The 18,103-nt window shown below is 63.5% G+C and carries 10 protein-coding genes and 3 pseudogenes; 10 read left to right on the top strand and 3 right to left on the bottom strand.

What is annotated here, in order from left to right; translation table 11 throughout:
* The first annotated feature begins 13 nt into the window (after positions 1 to 13).
* The 10 genes and pseudogenes from NM2_RS41535 to NM2_RS41495 all read left to right on the top strand — a co-directional run bounded on the left by NM2_RS41535 (position 14) and on the right by NM2_RS41495 (position 13,269).
* Positions 14 to 352, top strand: a complete 339-nt coding sequence (locus NM2_RS41535) for a nitrile hydratase accessory protein (protein ID WP_245718493.1) — start codon at positions 14 to 16, stop codon at positions 350 to 352.
* 27 nt (positions 353 to 379) lie between these two features.
* A pseudogene (oxdA, locus tag NM2_RS52745) lies at positions 380 to 1,439 on the top strand (aliphatic aldoxime dehydratase).
* A 120-nt stretch (positions 1,440 to 1,559) separates the two neighbouring features.
* Entirely contained in the window at positions 1,560 to 3,272 is a 1,713-nt protein-coding gene (locus tag NM2_RS41525) for an AMP-binding protein (protein ID WP_067681796.1), read from the top strand.
* Between the two features lie 4 nt (positions 3,273 to 3,276).
* The gene (nicT, locus tag NM2_RS41520; RefSeq protein WP_067681794.1) at positions 3,277 to 4,395 is read left to right on the top strand and encodes a Nickel transporter NicT; all 1,119 of its coding nucleotides are present in this window, start codon (positions 3,277 to 3,279) and stop codon (positions 4,393 to 4,395) included.
* Positions 4,396 to 4,827: 432 nt separating this feature from the next.
* Positions 4,828 to 6,039: a ScoMcrA-related endonuclease gene (locus NM2_RS41515; protein ID WP_501193640.1), complete on the top strand. Its 1,212-nt coding sequence runs from the start codon at positions 4,828 to 4,830 to the stop codon at positions 6,037 to 6,039.
* A gap of 467 nt (positions 6,040 to 6,506) precedes the next feature.
* Positions 6,507 to 7,943 (top strand): DUF3375 family protein, encoded by a 1,437-nt coding sequence (locus NM2_RS41510; protein ID WP_245718497.1) that lies wholly within the window; start codon positions 6,507 to 6,509, stop codon positions 7,941 to 7,943.
* Entirely contained in the window at positions 7,936 to 8,715 is a 780-nt protein-coding gene (locus NM2_RS41505) for a DUF4194 domain-containing protein (RefSeq protein WP_084532081.1), read from the top strand. The genes NM2_RS41510 and NM2_RS41505 overlap by 8 nt, the downstream gene beginning before the upstream one ends.
* A pseudogene (locus tag NM2_RS53190) lies at positions 8,712 to 8,921 on the top strand (ATP-binding protein); the annotation flags it as partial. The gene NM2_RS41505 and the pseudogene NM2_RS53190, both read left to right, overlap by 4 nt.
* Before the next feature lie 60 nt (positions 8,922 to 8,981).
* Positions 8,982 to 12,083, top strand: a complete 3,102-nt coding sequence (locus NM2_RS41500) for an ATP-binding protein (protein WP_245718492.1) — start codon at positions 8,982 to 8,984, stop codon at positions 12,081 to 12,083.
* A complete protein-coding gene (locus tag NM2_RS41495) occupies positions 12,004 to 13,269 on the top strand; it encodes a Wadjet anti-phage system protein JetD domain-containing protein (RefSeq protein WP_084532080.1) in 1,266 nt (421 codons plus the stop codon). Before NM2_RS41500 ends, NM2_RS41495 begins: the two co-directional genes overlap by 80 nt.
* 598 nt (positions 13,270 to 13,867) lie before the next feature.
* On the opposite strand, the gene NM2_RS41490 is transcribed toward NM2_RS41495, so the two are convergent.
* From NM2_RS41490 to istA, 3 genes and pseudogenes are all read right to left on the bottom strand, one after another.
* Complete coding sequence (locus NM2_RS41490; protein ID WP_157121742.1) at positions 13,868 to 15,424, bottom strand: SbcC/MukB-like Walker B domain-containing protein; 1,557 nt, start codon at positions 15,422 to 15,424, stop codon at positions 13,868 to 13,870.
* A 228-nt stretch (positions 15,425 to 15,652) separates the two neighbouring features.
* A pseudogene (gene istB / locus NM2_RS41485) lies at positions 15,653 to 16,439 on the bottom strand (IS21-like element helper ATPase IstB).
* Positions 16,436 to 17,908 carry an IS21 family transposase gene (gene istA, locus NM2_RS41480; protein WP_067681779.1) on the bottom strand — a complete coding sequence of 491 codons (1,473 nt, stop codon included), beginning with the start codon at positions 17,906 to 17,908 and terminating at the stop codon, positions 16,436 to 16,438. The pseudogene istB and the gene istA overlap by 4 nt, the downstream one beginning before the upstream one ends.
* Positions 17,909 to 18,103 lie beyond the last annotated feature (195 nt).

Below are 18,103 nucleotides of genomic sequence, written 5' to 3'. Positions count from 1 at the left end.
ATTGGTCTGTGGCATGCCTGGGGCTGATCCCGCTCAGCTGGGATTCGAACACCCCTGGGAGATCCGGGCATTCGCGATGGCGGTCACGGCACACAACCAGCTGGGGTTCGACTGGTCCCGATTCCAGGCCGCGCTCATCGCGTCCATTCAGCAGTGGGAGGGCGCAGACGATACACCGTGGTCCTACTACCAGCACTGGGTCGCGGCGCTCGAGGCTGTCCTGACCGACCACGGCGTGCTGAGCGGAGAGGCGGTGGACCGGCAGACCCGGGACGTGCTCGCCCTCCCGCCGAATCGCAACCACCACCAGGCGCACACCGAGCCGATCGCGATCGATCGGGCCCGCGCCTGAACCCGGATCACGCTGAGAAGGAACCCTATGGAATCTGCCATCGATACCCACCTACAGTGCCCGCGCACTCTGTCCCGCCGCGTCCCGGACGACTACGAGCCACCGTTCCCGATGTTCGTGGCCCGCGCCGACGAATCTCTGGAGCAGGTCGTCATGGCCTATCTCGGCGTCCAACACGCCCAGCAGTCGCAACGTCCTGCCGCACTCGCGGCTCTGCGTGACATCGTGGGCAGTTTCGAGAGCCCGGACGGCCCGATCCAGCACGACCTGACCCACCACATCGACAACCAGGACCACCACAACCTCATGGTGGTCGCCTACTGGGCCGACGCGGCCGCGTTCTGCCGCTGGCTGCGCTCGGACGCGGTCACCGGCTGGTGGGAATCCGAGGATCGCCTCACCGAGGGCCTCGGCTACTTCCGGGAAATCCTCGCCCCGAGGGCCGAGCAGCTCGAGACGCTGTACGCATTCACCGAAGACTTCCCCGGTGTGGGCGGCATCATGCGGGAAAGCAGCGGCGAGATCAGTGAACACGGCTACTGGGGGTCCATGCGCGACCGCATCCCCCTGTCGCAAACCGACTGGCTCAAACCCACCGACGAACTTAGTCGTCTCGGGCGATCCGGCCCAGGGCGGTCGCGTGATCATCCGTGGCCACGACAACATCGCGCTGATCCGATCCGGTCAGGACTGGCGCGCAGCCGAGGCCACCGAGCGCGCACTGTACTTCGAGGAGATCCTGCCGACTCTGCAAGCAGGTATGGACTTCCTGCGTGACAACGGCGAGTCCGTCGGTTGCTACAGCAATCGTTTCGTCCGCAGCATCGACCTGGACGGCAACGAACTCGACGAGAGTTACGACATCGGGCACTGGCGCTCGCTCGACCTGCTCGAACGATGGGCCGAATCGCACCCGACCCACCTGCGGATCTTCGTCACCTTCTTCCGCGTCGTCACCGGGCTCGAGAAGCTGCGGCTCTATCACGAGGTCTCCGTGTCCGACAGCAAGCACCAGATCTTCGAGTACATCAACTGCCACCAGCACACCGGGATGATGCGCGACGCGCGAGTTTCCTCACCGGTCTGATCCGAACTGCGCGAGCGGACGCGCTGCTGAAGACCTGCCGGGTCGAGATTCCCTTCAGCCTCTCGGCCCGGCAGAAACCAATGACACCAACGCATTTCGACCTTTCGGAGAAAGCTCACGATGAGTGCCCCCACAGCGGCCTTGCGGGCCGCGCGCGACCACCTGCAGTTCACGCGCACTTCGTACGAAGAGGCGCTGGCTACGTTCGCATGGCCCGAAGTCGGGGCAACGTTCAACTTCGCGCACGACTGGTTCGACTCGTTCGCGCGCGGCAACGACCGGCCCGCGTTGGTCATCGTCGAAGAAGACGGTGCCCGCGGCTGCCACAGTTTCGATGAGATGGTGACTCGCTCCGAGCAGGTCGCCGCCCACCTGGCCGCGCACGGAATCGGGCGTGGCGACAGCGTCGTGGTCATGCTCGGTAATCAGGTCGAGCTGTGGGAGAGCATGCTCGCGCTCATCCGGCTCGGTGCGGTACTGATGCCCACCACCACAGCGGTCGGAACCGCAGAGTTGATCGACCGGCTCGAGCGAGGCTCGGCCAAGGCGGTGATCTGCAACGCCACCGATGCGCCCAAGCTCGACGGTGTCCCGGGCGGCTACCTGCGCTTCGCAGTGGGCAATGCCGCGACACCTCAGGGCTGGCTCGACTATGTTGCCGCGTACGACATCTCACCCACTGCAGCCCGCATCGCGACCCCCCATCCGGCAAACGCGAGTTCCGATCGGCTGCTGCTCTATTTCACCTCCGGCACCACGAGCCGACCGAAACTCGTCGAGCACACGCACCTGTCCTACCCCGTCGGACATCTTTCGACGATGTACTGGCTGGGACTGCGACCGGGTGATGTGCACCTGAACATCTCGAGTCCCGGATGGGCGAAGCATGCCTGGTCGAACTTCTTCGCACCCTGGCTGGCCGAAGCGACGGTGTTCGTCTACAACTACACCCGGTTCGATGCCCGCGCACTGCTCGAGCAGATCCGCACCGAAAGTGTGACCACCTTCTGCGCACCTCCCACGGTGTGGCGAATGCTGATCAACGCCGACCTCGGCGCCGGCCCGGGCGCCTTGCGCGAGGCGATCGCCGCCGGCGAACCACTCAACCCCGAAGTGATCAATCAGGTCCAGCAGCGCTGGGGCCTGACCATCCGCGATGGGTTCGGGCAAACCGAAATGACCGCCGGCATCGCGAACACACCGGGACAACCCGTCAAGCCCGGGTCCATGGGACGCCCGCTGCCCGGAGTGCCGGTAGTACTCATCGACCCGGACGGAGCAACCGTTCACGGCCCGGGCGAGGGCGAAATCTGTATCGACCTACAGGCAGCTCCGCTGAGCCTGATGACCGGCTACCAGGGCGACCCCGACCGCAACGCCGCCGCCATGGCAGATGGCGTCTACCACACCGGTGATGTCGCTGCCCGCGACGATGCCGGCTACATCACCTACATCGGCCGCACCGACGACGTCTTCAAAGCCTCGGACTACAAGGTCAGCCCATTCGAACTCGAGTCGGTGCTGATCGAGCACCCCGCGGTCGCCGAGGCCGCCGTCGTCCCGGCGCCCGACCCCGTCCGGCTCGCGGTGCCCAAGGCCTACATCGCCCTCGTCGACGGGTACGAACCCGACCCCGATACCGCGCGAGCGATCCTGCTGTACGCCCGCGAGCACCTCGCACCGTACCTACGCGTGCGCCGCCTCGAATTCTTCGAGCTACCGAAGACCATTTCCGGCAAAATCCGGCGCGTCGAGTTACGTCGGCGCGAGGACGAGTTCGAGGGGCACCGACCGGCCGGGGAATTTCGTGACGACGACTTCCTGGAGCGCTGACCCCATGACCGAAACCATCCTTCCCGCGATCGATGTCGTGACCGCGGCACCTGAGACCCGGCGGCGGCGTCACGAGGACGCCTGGCGTACAGCCGGTCTCATCGCCCTGATCACAGCTTTGCATCTGATCGCATTCGGAATCCTGGCGATACTCGTTGCGCCGCACCACTTTCGGGTCGGCACCCAGGTCTTCGGGCTCGGCTTGGGCATCACCGCATACACTCTCGGAGCTCGGCACGCCTTCGACGCGGATCACATCGCCGCTATCGATAACACCACCCGCAAGTTCATGGCACAAGGCAAGCGGGCGGTCTCGGTCGGGTTCTGGTTCGCCCTGGGGCATTCCACGATCGTGATACTGCTGGCCGCGGGCATAGCCTCGGGCATCAGGTTCGCCACGACGCTGACCAGCGGTGGTTCCTCGGCGCGCCAGCGGCTGGAGATCACCTCGACGCTGGCCTCGGGAGGTTTCCTGTATGTCATCGCCGCGGTGAATCTGGTTTCGCTGGCCGGCATCTGGCGCGTGTTCCGCGCCATGCAGGCGGGACATTTCGATGAATCCGAACTGGAGCGGCACCTCGACAGCCGAGGCTTCATGAACCGCATTCTCGGGCGGCTCACCCGATCGATCCGGCGCCCCGGGCAGATGTATGTCGTCGGCTTCCTCTTCGGCGTCGGGTTCGACACCGCGACCGAGGTCACCCTCATGGTAATGGCCGGATCGGGAGCCGCGGCCGGTCTACCCTGGTATGCCATCGTATGTCTGCCACTGCTGTTCGCGTCCGGCATGAGCCTGTTCGACACACTGGACGGCACCTTCATGAACGTCGCCTATCGCTGGGCGTTCTCGAACCCGGTTCGGAAGGTCTACTACAACTTCACGATCACGGGTCTGTCCATCGCGGTCGCGTTCCTGATCGGAAGCATCGAACTCACTGGACTGATCCACCACCAATGGAACCTCAGTGATCCTGTGACCACCTGGATCTCGAACATCAGCCTCGACAACATGGGCTTCGTCATCGTCGGCCTGTTCGTGCTCGTCTGGGCGATCGCGATCACCTACTGGCGGATGGCAGGAGTCGGCCGAACCCATCCCCATCCAATCCAGCGGGCGAATTGACAACAACGCGCCCCATCATTTCCCAAGGGGATACCCGCTGGCACTCACCGCGAGGTTGTCAACTCCTCGCCCTGCCGGCCAGCATGGCAAGTCCTCGGTGGGCGTGGTGCAGGAATGTTGCAAGTCGTTGCCCTTGGAGCAGTAGGTCGTTCAGCGACGAGTCATCAGTTCTTCAGGGGCAGAACAGCTGTGGCGGAGCTGCGTCAGCTGCGCTCCTGCATCGACTGCGAGCGTGCAGGCGATGCACGGAAAGGCTTGATATAGCCGACACCGGGCCGGGACGAATAGCGCTCTCCCGCAGTGGCGCGGTCACAGGCTCTCGCACATGCTGTAACGGCCCCGTCCCTCCGCGGCTGGTGCCAGCTCGGTGCTGCCGCGACGTCGAACCCGCACAGGTGTGTCGGTGTAAGCCTCTATCGTCGAGTCGTGGCGATGGCAGACATAACGGCTGATGATGTTTTGCGGGCGATTCAGGAATACGACCTGCTCGGCCAGTCCGGCTTCCTCGCGAAATACCGGTTCGGTCCGGCCCGCAGTTACCGGCTGTCCTCCGGTGGCCGCCTCTACGATTCGAAGGCCATCCTCGGTGTTGCCCACGGCTTGGCAACCGGGACCTTCTGGACCGCAAGTGATTTCACAGGCGGGCAGGCATCGGTGGGTCGGGTTCTGACTCGCTTGGGATTCGTTGTCACCGTCGATGGCCAGCCCTCCGAACCAGGTTCGGTCGACGAATGGCTCGACGCGCTGCGGGGGCTACGGGTTGCTGTCTACAACGGTGAGCGGGCTCCGTATCAATACGTAGTGCTGCTCTGGGCGATCGCACGGGCTCAGAGCCACGAGGACCGGATGATGACTCTTGCAGACGCCCGCAACGAACTTGCGACGCTGCTGGCTCCGTTCAGCCTCGGGAGCAGCAGGCCGGACCCACGGGATCCGTGGTTCGCGCTCGACAACTCGCCATGGTGGCACCTGGATACCCAAACCGACTTGACCAAGGCCGATATCGACATGAACACGGTCGTCCTGCCCGAATGGGATCAGCGCGGCGGCCTGGCCGTCGAGGCCTACGAACGAATCGCCGTCGACGCCGCCTTCACGACTCACGCTATCGATACCATCACACAAATTATCGGCCATCATCCAGCCTATCCTGATTTACTGACGAAACTGAAGCTGACAGTCGAAAATTCTGTCGGTTCCGGAATTGTCATCCAGCGCCCCGTCGAACGTAGGATAGCGTCGAAATTTTCCGTCGGAAACACCCCCGATGAGACTCGAGAACGACAGCGACGCGAATCCGAGCTACAGAACGCGTACCACAAATACCTGATCTCGATCGGTCGTAACGTCTGTCGGTACAGTATATTTCTGAAGGAAACTCCAGCAAGCATACTGTGGACAGATCTGCATGACATCACGGATGACGAGCTCATCGAGGTCAAGGCGTCCTCCGATCGTGAAACTGTACGCCTGGCCCTCGGGCAACTGCTCGACTACGCCCGCTACGTACCCCATGCAACGAAAGCCGTATTATTTCCAATCCGCCCAATCGACGATCTCATCGGCCTCCTTGTCGCGCATGGTATTTCTGTGATCTGGCAGACTTCCGACCGAGTATTCGATCGCATAAACGCATCCACTTGAGCGTTGGCTGCAAAGAATCGAAGGTTCGAGGCATAGATGATATTCTGGCTAATCTCCGCGGACATCAAGAGCATCACGGAGCCTGCCTAACCTAAGAACGGGCCAACGCCGCAGCGGGTCCTCTTGCGCGACGCAACGCCAATCCCTTGTGCCAACTGGTCAAACCGTCGCAGTTCGTCTTGGGCCACATGCCGTGCCGTAACGATTGGGCATCATCGAGCCGGAGCGCCTCCGGTCCTTGTGTCGGCTCGTAGCCAGCGCTTGTTGGCACGGCTTCTCAACCGGCACGAAACGGGTGCTTGTCGGTGGGCGATGTTGTACTGAGATGGCAAGTCGCTCAGGACAAGGGGGATCGAGTGGCCGAGGTGACCGCAGAACAGCTTTTCCACGAGTTCCGCACGAACGCAGTAGCGGACGTCTCGTTGTCTCTGTTGCGGTCGAGGTATGCGCTGGTCGATCTAGCTCTGATGGCGGCGCATCTGGGAGACGGGCAGATCGTCGAGGGGCAGACGCTTACCGCCGCGATGGACGCCGATCTGCCTGTGCTGCTGCGAAGTTGTCCTGCTGACGATCGCGACGATGAACTCGCGTCGTCGGCAGGTGCGGACGCGGTGCTGACCAGATGGCGAAAGAAGAAGTGGGTGCATCGAAGTGCTGATCCTCGTGATCCGCGGATCGAGCGGTACCAGTTGACGTCGGGAGCTCACTCGGCAGTGCGTCAAGTGCGTGATCTGCGGCGGCGTACCTCGATCGCGACTGGTTCGGCTCTGACGATCGTCATGTCGGAGTTGCATCACATCGCTACCGAGGCGAATCCGGATCGCGTTGCCCGGCGGCAAGCCATCGACGACCGTATTGCGGTGCTGGTCGCCCAACGCGACGCACTGGACGGTGGCGAGGATCTGGAGGTGGACCACGGCGAATTGGTGGATAAGGTTGCTACGCTCGCCGAGCTCATCGATCGGATTCCTGCCGACGTCGCAGGCTACGGCGAGCGGATGCACGCCAATACCGCCGCCTTGCTGAGGCAAAGCCTCTCTGATGACGCGATGGAGTTCGCCGAGTCCCTGCAGCGGATGTTCGACGGTCACGATGTGATCGCCGAATCGCCTGAAGGACAGGCATTCCGGGCGTTCGCTACGCTCATTGCGACGCCCTCGCAGCGTGCGCAGCTCGAACGCGACATCACCGAGATCGTGGATCGGGTCGAGGGCCTGCCCGCGCATCTGAAGGGATCGCTCATAGGTTTCATCGACGCGATGTGGCAGCGGGTGCGTGAGGTCGAAGAGATCCGTGGCGTCGCATTCCGCCGGATGAGCAATTTCGTACGCGGCGGTGACCTCACCCATTACCGCAGTATGCGCACGCGGATCAGCGAGGCACAGGCTTCTGCGGCCCTCGCTTTCCAACACACACACGCCAGCCGTGACATCGGTTTCGTGGTACCGATGAGCGGGGTGGACACGAACTCGGTCGGCCGGCTTCGGCTCGATCAGGGCACGGCCACAGTCCCAGCACAGGTGCAGGACACCAGTGCGGAGTTCGCTATCGACCCAGCCACGCTGGTGGGTCGTGAATCGATCGATTGGAATGCCTTACGCGAGGCCGTGCACGCGGCGATGGACGCGCATTCGGGTTTCGCCACCCTGTCCGAGGTGCTGGAAATGCTGCCGGCGCCACGCACGGGTGACATCATCGGTTTATGGTCGCTGGCAACACGTTACGGCGAAGTCGACGACGACGCGACCGCCTCGGTGTGGGCGGCAACTGCTCGCGGCTATCGCGAAATCGACGTCCCCTATGCGATATTCGGTGAGCGCATCCCCGCTCCGGCCGCACCTTCTCGTGGGCCCCGCAGTCTTGACCGGCAGCTGACCCTGACCGAGGAGCTGGGTGATGAGTGACGCGACTGACCCGATGTTCGCAGAGGTGTTCGGCGACGAGGTTTCCGCCGAGGACGGGAGCATGGTGTTGCATCGCGACACCGTGCGGCTCACTCCGGAGACAGTGTTCACCGGTGACGATGACACCGTCGGCGCTCACCTGGACGATGGTGACCAGACGGCGCGTTTCGACGGCGACACCAGTGAACTGCCACCCGAATTATGCTGGACGCTACAAGAGTTGGTGTCCGCGCCGCACATCACGGAGAAATCCAGAAGCTGGCCGGTGGTCCTGCAGTATGAGCAACGGTTGCGATCACGGTTGTCGGAGCTGGGCCTGCTGCTCGAGGTGAATCGCGAGTTCCGATACGCGTTCACGCGCCAGGCCGACGATCCCAGTCCGCGCAGCCGAACGATCCTGCGCGCCAAGACGCTCAGCCTGGCGGCCAGCGCGCTGGCGCTGTACTTGTACCGGCTGTACGTGGTCTCACCCGACGCCCCAATCGTGGATCGCGCCGACATGATCGATCACATGATGGCCTACCGACCGGCTGACGACACCGACGAAGTTCGGTTTCGGGACAGGATCAATGCAGCGATAAAGTCGCTGGACGACACCGCGATCATCAAGCCCATCAAGGGAAACAACGATCGATTCACGATCTATGGAGTGATCACGGCCATCCTCACCGCTGATCAGGTGACAGCTCTCGAGGCGAGGTATCGGGCGATCGCGTTGGGTGAGTCGGCGGCGGTGGACCGCACCGACATGGGGGAGGGGATGGCCGAATGACTCGGTCCACGGCTCGTTCTGTGCATATTGGGCAGTTCCGTCTGACGCGGCTGCAGGTGGTGAACTGGGGAACGTTCTGCGGTTACAAGGACTTTCGCATCGATGATCGTGGTGTGCTACTGACCGGTCCGTCGGGATCCGGTAAGTCCTCGCTGATGGATGCGCATTCGCTCGTGCTGCTGCCGACCTACGACCAGCGGTTCAACGCCTCGGCGGATCTCACCGCGCGCGGGTCGAAACGAAATACTCGCACCGTCGCGGACTACGTGCGGGGCGCGTGGTCGGAGACGAACGACGAGAATGAACACTCGCAGGTCCGCTACCTGCGTGGTGGTGAACCGACGTGGTCGGCGGTCGGGGCAACCTACGAAGACGGTCGCGGAGCGATCACCACGGCCGTGGTCGTGAAATGGTTCACTGGCGTCGAGAACGACGGAGCCGGGATGAGCACCCTGCACCAGTTGAATGACGGAGCCTTCGATCTCCATGAGCTCAACGCCTGGGCAGAACGCAAATTCGACACCCGATGGTGGAAGCAGACGCATCCGGCAGCGCAATACCCTGGGACACAAGAGCAGTACATGCGGGAGTTGGCCAAGCGCATCGGCTTGAGCAAATCGCGAACCGCCCTAGCGTTGCTGGGCAAGGCCAAGGCGATGAAAAATGTCGGCGACCTCAACCTCTTCATACGCGACAACATGCTCGACCGGCCGGACACATTCGACGACGCTCAGCAGATGCTCGCCGCGTTCACTCCACTCAACGAGGCATACGAGACCGCAAAACGAGCCAACGCACAAGCGCAGGTGCTGCGCGATCTTCCCGAAAGCTGGCGCACCTACCAGGAATCCGGACAAACGATCGACCGGGCGACCGAAGTACGAGGACCAGCGCTCGACAGCTACGTGCGAAATCTGCATCTTTCAGCGATCGGGCGCGAACTCGACGCGATCGACGACGAGGTAGGGCGCCTCGATGCGGCGATCGGTGGTCAAAAGGCGCGCAGTGATGCGGCCAAGGACGACCTGCTCAAATTGGAGATACAGCTCGAGAACGAAAATCAGAGCCTGCACGGGCTGGAGCAACGCCGTGACGCGCTGAACACCCGAGCCGAGGCTGCACAACAGTTGCACCGCCGGTACAGCGGATCCGTAATGAAGCTAGGGGAAACCTGTCCGCAGGACGCGGACGCCTTCGAAAATCTGCGTGGTCGTCTGCCGGCCCTGCGGTCGGCGGCCGCTGCTCGTTCGGAAGAGCTCACTCCGAAAACCCATGCCGCAACCGCCGCCGAGTACGCGGCCGCGGCGACGCACCGGGAACGCGAGGCCGAACTCATCCGGCTCCGTTCCGCGAGATCGCTGATACCCGGTCCAGCAATCGACCGGCGAGCCTGGATCAGCGGCGAGACCGGAGTCCCCGTCGTCGAGCTTCCTTACGCCGCGGAGTTGATCGATATGGCCGAGGGGCACGAACGCTGGCGGCCGGCGGCGGAGAAGGTGCTGCGCGGTTACGGCATGCGGATGCTGGTCCCGGAACGCCACAAGGAGGTCGTGCGCCGGTTCATCGACCAGCACGATATGCGCGGCGTGCTCGAATACAGTATTGTCACAACAGTTTCCGCGTACGGGCCCCGTCCGATGCCGAACACGCTGGCAGGAAAGCTGGACGTGGATCGCGAGCATCCGCACGGTGGATGGCTGGCCGATCAGCTGACCCGGCGCTTTACCCACGTTTGTGTCGAGTCCGCACGGGAGTTGGACGATCATTCGGTGGCGGTCACGGTCAACGGCACCGTAAAGCTGCGGGGGAACCACTATCGCAAGGATGACCGCCCCGAGCTGACCAGCAAGTCGACGTACATTCTCGGCGCCAATACCGTTGCCAAACGCAAAGCGCTGGAAGCAGAGGTCCAGCAACTCGCGGAACAGAAGAAGATCACTGCCGACGCCGCTCTGCAACTGCGAGATCATCTGGACGAGGCCCGAAGGCATCTCGACGCGACAGCGCAGATCGCCGACTTCGCCAGATGGGATGAAGTGGACTACTGGACGCCGGGCCACGCTGCGCGTGAGTTGGACGAACGGATCCAGGAGATCCGGTCGGGAAACACCGACTTGCAGCGCCTCGAGGCGAAAAGAGACGAGGCAGAAGCCGAATTCCAAAAGGCCTACGGAGTTTGGCACGGAACCGCGCAACGCATCGCGGAAGTGACACAGCGTCAGACGATGCTGGTCGACCTGCAGTCTGATGAAGAGCAGCGCCCGCACACGCCACCGCCTGATGACAAGGACTACCTCGACGCCGTGTTCGTATCCATCGGCGCCACCGTCACGGTCGATGCCGTGGGAAGCCTTCGGCATCAACTGGATTCGGCTCTCGACAAGCGTGTTGTCACCGCCCACGGCGACCGGCGAGCCGCACACGAGAAGGTCCGATCAGCAATCACACGGTTCCTCGACCAGTGGCGCGACAGTGCACCCGACGACAGCGGAGATGTAGATCGCAGCGGCCAGGACTTCGCCGATCTGCATGCCGAAATCGTTCGACGTCGGCTGCCGGAGGCGATGCAGAGGTTCGAGAAGATGATCAGTGAGGACATGGTCCCCTCGATTGCGATGCTGCAGCGCAGTATCGAGAACGCGGCGAACGAGATCGAGCGGCGTATCAAGATGGTCAACGCAGGCTTGCAGCGGGTCGAATTCAATGCCGGTACTCACCTGCAGATCTCGCACACAGCCAGCCAGTCCGCCGACATCAAGACGTTCCGCTCCAGCGTCGACACTTTGATGCGCAAGGCCGCCCAGCTGGGGGACGATCCCGAGAGGTATGTCGAGCAGTTCAAACGGGTCAAAGCGCTCATGGCCCAGTTCACCGCGACCGACCCGGCAGCCGAACGGTGGCGCCGCAACGTTCTCGACGTCCGCAACGGGTACGTCTTCTACGGACGGGAGGTCGAGGGCGAGATCACCAGGCACACCTACCGCAACACAGCATCCAATTCAGGTGGGGAACAGGAGAAACTGGTGGCCTTCTGCCTCGCCGCAGCACTGAGCTACAACCTGGCCGACGATGAAACCGACGCTCGCCCACGCTTCGGAACCCTCATGCTCGACGAAGCATTCAGCAAATCCGACGAAAACTTCTCCGCACAAGCCCTGTCGGCATTCGACGAGTTCGGATTCCAGCTCCTGATCGCAGCACCCATCCGGCTCTCCGGCATCGTCGAGCCCTATATCGGCCAGGCCATCCTCGTCGAAAAGCGAACGTTTCCAGACGGCACCCGATCGCATGGCCGGTCGGCAACCTTCGGGGAACTCGCCGCTCAGCGATTCGCCGAAAACGACGGGGCTACTCGTGCTTCGGCCTGACGAGGTTCTCGACCGACTCCACCGGCGCTTCGCTGACCACTACTCGGACTGGGCTCGCGGCAAAGGCACATGGCCGCTACGAATCTCGCTGCGGCCACCGAGTACGGCTGAGCGGTCCGGATCGCCGATCGCCTGCCATGAATGGGCCCGGCACTGGGCCACCTACGCCGGCCCCGGCACACTCGAGTACGCGAACCTGCGGTTTCCCACCGGTACTCACCGCATGCCGAATTCGCTGGTGCTCGGCCGCCCTGGTGAGGTAGCCGCGGCACACCCCGACGACCTGGAGGTATGGCAGCGATGCGGGCGGCGACTCACATTCCTGCAGAACGAGTTTCCCGGGGCACGCTTCACCGGCCTGATTCGCCGCATCACCGGACTTGCCGAGGCCGACTATGAGCGCCTGACCCGCACCGTGCAGTGGCTACGGGCCAATCCCACGTCGGGATTGTTTGTCCGACAGCTGCCGATCGAGGGAATCGACACGAAGTGGTTGGGAGCTCACTCAAACCTGGTGCTGGCACTACTCGGCAGCGATGCCGACACCGAATCTCCCGACAGTGAGCCCTCCAGATCCAGGAAGCGGACTCTGCACAGTCGTCTCGGCCTCAAAGTCGTCCCGGAACTTGTACAAGTGACAGTCTGTGATCCGCTCCTGCGCGAGCAGCTGGCCGGCATGCGCCACCTCGCGGCAACAGTCGAGGATCTCAATCGCTGGCCACAGCATCCCACCGCCGTTGTGATCCTGGAAAACAAGGAAACCGCTTTCGCGGTCACCAACGACCATCCTGGAACGGTCATCCTGCACGGCCATGGCTTCTTCGTCGACCAGTACGCGCGAATCACGTGGGTGCAGAAAGCGAATCGAGTGATCTACTGGGGCGACATCGACACGGCCGGCCTGCAATTCGTCAGCGACCTGCGCAGACACGGCATCCCTGCAGCCACGATACTCACCGACACCGAAACCTTCGAACGGTACAGACACTTGGCCGTCGAAGGTGCAGTGCCGCAGCGCAAATCGATTCCGCCGCACCTGACAGATCCCGAACAGCAGCTCTACCACCAACTCGCCGAGCACGTTGCCGACACTGGAGCGGGAGTGCTGCTCGAGCAGGAACGAATCCCATGGGAATCGGCCTATCCGCAGTTAATAGACGCTCTTGCGCCGGCTGCGGATGAGTAGAGAGGCTGCGGCTGTCTCCGATTTGGAACAAACGGGCCTGAAGAACGCTTCCGTGGTGGATTCAGTCCTTAATCGGTTCTTGTCTGAACCGGAAAATCCCGAAACTGGGTGAGCGGCACGAGCCTTCCGCCAGCCTGAGTCTTCCCGAGCCACTCGACCACCTGGTCGGACTCCCCGGGAGCGAGGCCGACCTCTCGGCACTTGGCGTGCGGCGAAGGGGCTGAGACCCGGTGGATACCGGTTACGAATGTTCATCATGTGCGCGTTGGTCTTGCCCTGTTCGTTCCACTCCAGGTGTCCGTTTGCCGCTCAAGCCTTGCCAATGTAGTCCATGATGTCCGGGCTGCTGCACGATCAGATGTGGTGTGACCTGCCCCGCTGGAGAGTTCTAACGTGATCTCACGTGGGCGCCTACAGACCGTCGGCGAGGCCTGCTTCTACCGGTTCCTTCTCGCTGGCTGGGCATCAGCCGGCGAGCTGTCCATCAGTTGTCGGTGTCCCGCAGGACGTCATCGAAGGCTTCGTCGACGACGGCCGGTGCGGTGCCGTGCGGTCCGGAGTGACCGGACCGCTTCGGATTGTGTTCTGCCGGTTGGGGTCACATCAGTGCCTGGAGGCCGCTGGTCAGGTCCGAGTTCACCAGTTCGTCTCGTTCGGCGGCGGTGAGCCAGTGCGCGGTGGATCCGGTTGTCTCGCGTTGAACCCACAGGACGTCGTCGACGGCTTCGGCAACTGCGTGGAGGTGGCTGACGACCATGACGAGGCGGTCGCTGCCGGCCTGGGTACGAAGGATGTCCAGGGCCGAGTCGAGGGCATCGGTGTCGAGGGTGGCGAAGCCTTCGTCGAGGAACAGCGATCCGAGGCGGGGGCCATTGCGCGAGTGCAGTTCCGCCAGAGACAAGGCCAAGGCCAAGGACGCGAGGAATTTCTCGCCACCGGAGAGTCGGCCCGCGCTGTGCGCGATACCGCTGCCGCGGCTGACGATGTCGAAATTTTCGGCGAAGCCGAATCGGTCGCCGGTTAGCTTGCCCAGCAGGTCGCTGGCTATACCCAGCAGCGCGCGGGTGTTGTGGGTGATGAGGTGGCTGAGGAATTTGGCATCGACGAGGTGGACTCGTAGTATCTCGACCGCGTCACGACGGGCCGTTCCGGCGGCGATGGCGAAGTCGAGGTCGGCGGCGGGCCGTACCTGAGCCTGCGCGGCCGACTCGGTGATGCGCATTTCCTGGGCTTGTCGGCTCGCGGTCGTTTTGGCTGCGACCAACGGATGCAAGGCGTTCGGAGTGGTCAGATCAGCTGACGGGTCGAACCCGTCGACATCGCCGAGCGCGCCGGCGACCTCACGCAGCTGCCTGGCGGCGGCGTCGGCGGCGTGCTGGTGCCCGGTGCTGATTTCGGTCAGCTCGCGGGTCACGGTGTCGGTGAGCTGTGCCAGTGCGACAGCGAATGCCCGGATGCCGGTGGTGTCCTGTTTCGCCGGTTGGTCCGGAACCTGAAGGTTGAGGTGATGTTCGGTGAGGGTGGATGCGACGGTGTCCTCCCATACGCGTAGGCCTCGGTACACCTCGGCCAACGGACTGTCGATCTGGGTGCGGATTGCCTGGTCGAGAATCCTTTGCTCGGAAAGGATTTCGTTGATCTCTTTGCGGGCCTCCTCATGCTGCCGGACGAGTTGCTGCACCTGAGAGAGTCTGTCCGCGATCGCTGCTGCTGCCGCGGTCGTCTGCTCTGGCCCGATATCGCCGATCTCGGCGGGCAGGTGCACACGGAGGTGGCTCGGCAGTGCTTTGATGTCGGCCGCGGTGCGTTCGAGAGCTGCCGTGAGGCGCTGGGAATTCTTCTCGGCCAGCTCGTGTCCATACGCGGGCGGCAACGGTCGCTCACCCAGGCGCAATTCCAACCCGATCCGCTGCAGAGCCGTAGCGTTCGCTGTCCCGACGCTGGCGTACCGGTGAGTCCATTGCACGTCGGCGTTCCATGCCGAGGCGGGAACGCCTGGCAGCGCGGGAGCAAGTTGGGGGAGATCCGAACTCGCCCGCGGATCCGGTGGCGTCACAACAGTCGCCCGAACCGGGCCGATATAGGATTCGAAGCGCGAGTCCAACACGTCGTAATCGACCCAGATATGGCGTGGCAATTGGTATTCAGCGGACACGATGACCACGGATCCTCCAGTGCGTGCGGGTATGCGAAGCCTTCCAGAATACGAATCTTCGCAACCGGATTTTCCTTGGCCAGAGCGAGATACAGCAGGTGCAGCCACACCCACCACCCCGCGGCCTGCAGCATCAACTGAATCTGGATCGAATTGTCAACAGCACGCGAACCCGGACCATCTGACGGAATCTCAATTTGGACCATCTGGTCGGCTGGGTTTGATGGTTCATTCTTCAGTTGTGCCGGCGGCGGGGACGCGGCCGAGGTCGCGGTTCTTGAGCCGGTAGCTGTCGCCTTTGAGGGCGATGACCTCGGCGTGGTGGACGAGGCGGTCGATCATCGCGGCGGCGACGACGTCGTCGCCGAAGACCTCGCCCCAGCGAACTGGGGTGGATGTTGCTGGTCACCGCGATGGAACGACGCTCGTATGCGGCATCGATGACGCGGTAGAACGCCTCGGCGGCTTCGGGGCCGACGGGCAGCATGCCGATGTCGTCGCAGACGATCAGGTCGCAGGAACAGATGCGGGCGACCGCGCGGGCGATCGATCCGTCGGCTTTGGCTTTCCCGATCGTGTTGGCGAGAGATTCGAGGGTGAACCACGAGACTCGCAGGTCGTTCTCGATTGCCGAATGCGCGAGCGCTTCGACGAAGTGGCTCTTGCCAGTGCCGGAGGCTCCTGCGACCACCAGATTCTCGTGTCGCCCAACCCATTCCAGCGTCGATAGGGCGTTCTGAGTGGGCTCGGGAATGGTCGATTCCTCCGGCAGCCAGGACGAAAACGTCTTGCCGGTGGGGAAATTCGCGGTCTTGCGCCGCTGGCGCCGCGTCGCGGAATCGCGGCCGGAGACTTCTTCGGACAGCAGCACCCGTAGCACCTCGGCGGGGTCCCAGCGTTGGGCCCGCGCGGTCGCGAGCACGTCGGGCGCGGCTTTGCGCAGATAGGGCAGCCGCATTCGGCGGCAGATCTTGTCCAGCTCTTCCGGCAGGACCGGGGCTTTCGGGGAACTCATGCGCCGAACCTCTCCCAGCCGGCGGTGCCCGGCTGGACCGAGTGCGCCTCGTCGGCGCGCACGACCTCGGCCAAGTGCGAGAACCGCGCAAGGTGATCGAGGATCGAGGCCAGATCACCGTCATCGAAACGGCCCGCGACCGCAGCGACACCGAGCGCCTCCTCGACCGCGTCCGCGCCGGTCAACGCCGCGAGCTCGAGCGCGCGGGTCATCTTCGCCCGAATCCGCGACACCCCCGCCGCGGACGCCTCGGTCAGCCAGCGGCGAGCGCCCTCACCGAGATCGAGGAACGCGATCTCCTCGACCGTCCGCGGCCGTAGTTTGCGCACCCGCGGCAGATCCCCACCCTCGTGATGGGGGTAGTGCTCGTCGAGGATGCGCGGATTGCCCGGCGTCGAGAGCGCATGGCGGGCAATCTCGGCCAGCCCCAACGGATTTGCTCCGGTCACCACCAGTTCCTCACCGGCGACACGGCACCACACCTTCTGCCCCTGATATCCGTCCGGGGTCGAATACCGCACCGATCCCCACCGGATCGTCTGATCGTCACCGACCAGGCGTTCCTCACCCAGGGCGATCGCATGCGGCTGCGCGGGCAGCACATGCAGATGTTCACGCTCGAGGCCGAGCCGCACGATCGGCGCGACACCGGTTTCGCGATGCGGGCGCGAGTTGACCCGCTCGCACCACGACCAGCACGCGTCAGCCAGCTCGGCGAACGAGGAATACTCCGGCAGCAGGTTCGCCGTCGTGGGCACCAGATCGGCTTTCGCGATCTTCACCGTGTGCTCGGCGCCGCCCTTGGACTCCGGGTCGAACGGCTCACACGTTTCCACCTTGCAGCCGTAATGCCGCCCCGCGGCAACGATTTCCGGATGCCGCACCGGCAACCCGGCGATCCGGTCCACCGTCACCGTTTTCGCGTTGTCGGTCAGCACATACGTTGGCGCGCCACCGATCCGACGCAACGTCACATCGATGCCCAGTACGAGCGAACCCAGGGTTTGATCCCACGACGGGATCACCACCCGATACCGCGACCACGACAGCCACCCACAGAACAACTGCGTCCGGCGACCATTCACCCGCGGGCCTTCGCCCCAATCGAATTGCAGCCACATGCCCGGCTCGGGCAGCCACGGCCGATATTTCCTGCGGCGCCCGGCCCTCCATACCGCCTTCGCTTCGGCGACCGCGCGCCGCGTCGAGCGGTCAGTCCCGCCGAATCCCATCGCCACGAGGCGCTGATGCACCACATCAGCGCGGATCTTGCCCTGGGACTTGTCCACCAATTCCTCGATCTTGCCCATGAACGGGTCGATCGACCGCGCCCGGCGCTGCCGGGCCAGCGGATCACACCCCTCGTCGCGGATCGCGACATACCGGGCCACTGTCTTCTCATCCACCCCGGACAACACCGCGGCCGAATGCGCGCAGCGTGTCAGATCGAATGCTTCCAGAATCTCCATGATCTTCCTGTCAGACTTGGTCAACGGGAGCCCTTCGACGCAGTTGACGAGCGATCACACACCGCCAGCCAACTCGCCCGAAGGGGTCCCGTTTCGCATTTATTCAGGCGTGTCCCGGAGATCCAGATGTCCACCGATCCGGAGAAATCATGTCCGCCAGCCCGGAGCCACATGTCCGCCCAGCCGGATTATCAC

Source organism: Nocardia miyunensis NBRC 108239, from assembly GCF_001613065.1.
GTDB lineage: Bacteria > Actinomycetota > Actinomycetes > Mycobacteriales > Mycobacteriaceae > Nocardia > Nocardia miyunensis.
Note: the sequence above shows the minus strand (reverse complement) of the source record. Positions and strands in the feature narration are given on the sequence as shown.

Coding starts and splice junctions, on each gene's coding strand:
- NM2_RS41535 (WP_245718493.1), top strand. CDS start 14: ATGCCTGGGGCTGATCCCGCTCAGCTGGGATTCGAACACCCCTGGGAG.
- nicT (WP_067681794.1), top strand. CDS start 3,277: ATGACCGAAACCATCCTTCCCGCGATCGATGTCGTGACCGCGGCACCT.
- istA (WP_067681779.1), bottom strand. CDS start 17,908: ATGGAGATTCTGGAAGCATTCGATCTGACACGCTGCGCGCATTCGGCC.
- NM2_RS41495 (WP_084532080.1), top strand. CDS start 12,004: ATGGCCGGTCGGCAACCTTCGGGGAACTCGCCGCTCAGCGATTCGCCG.
- NM2_RS41505 (WP_084532081.1), top strand. CDS start 7,936: ATGAGTGACGCGACTGACCCGATGTTCGCAGAGGTGTTCGGCGACGAG.
- NM2_RS41525 (WP_067681796.1), top strand. CDS start 1,560: ATGAGTGCCCCCACAGCGGCCTTGCGGGCCGCGCGCGACCACCTGCAG.
- NM2_RS41510 (WP_245718497.1), top strand. CDS start 6,507: ATGGCGGCGCATCTGGGAGACGGGCAGATCGTCGAGGGGCAGACGCTT.
- NM2_RS41515 (WP_501193640.1), top strand. CDS start 4,828: ATGGCAGACATAACGGCTGATGATGTTTTGCGGGCGATTCAGGAATAC.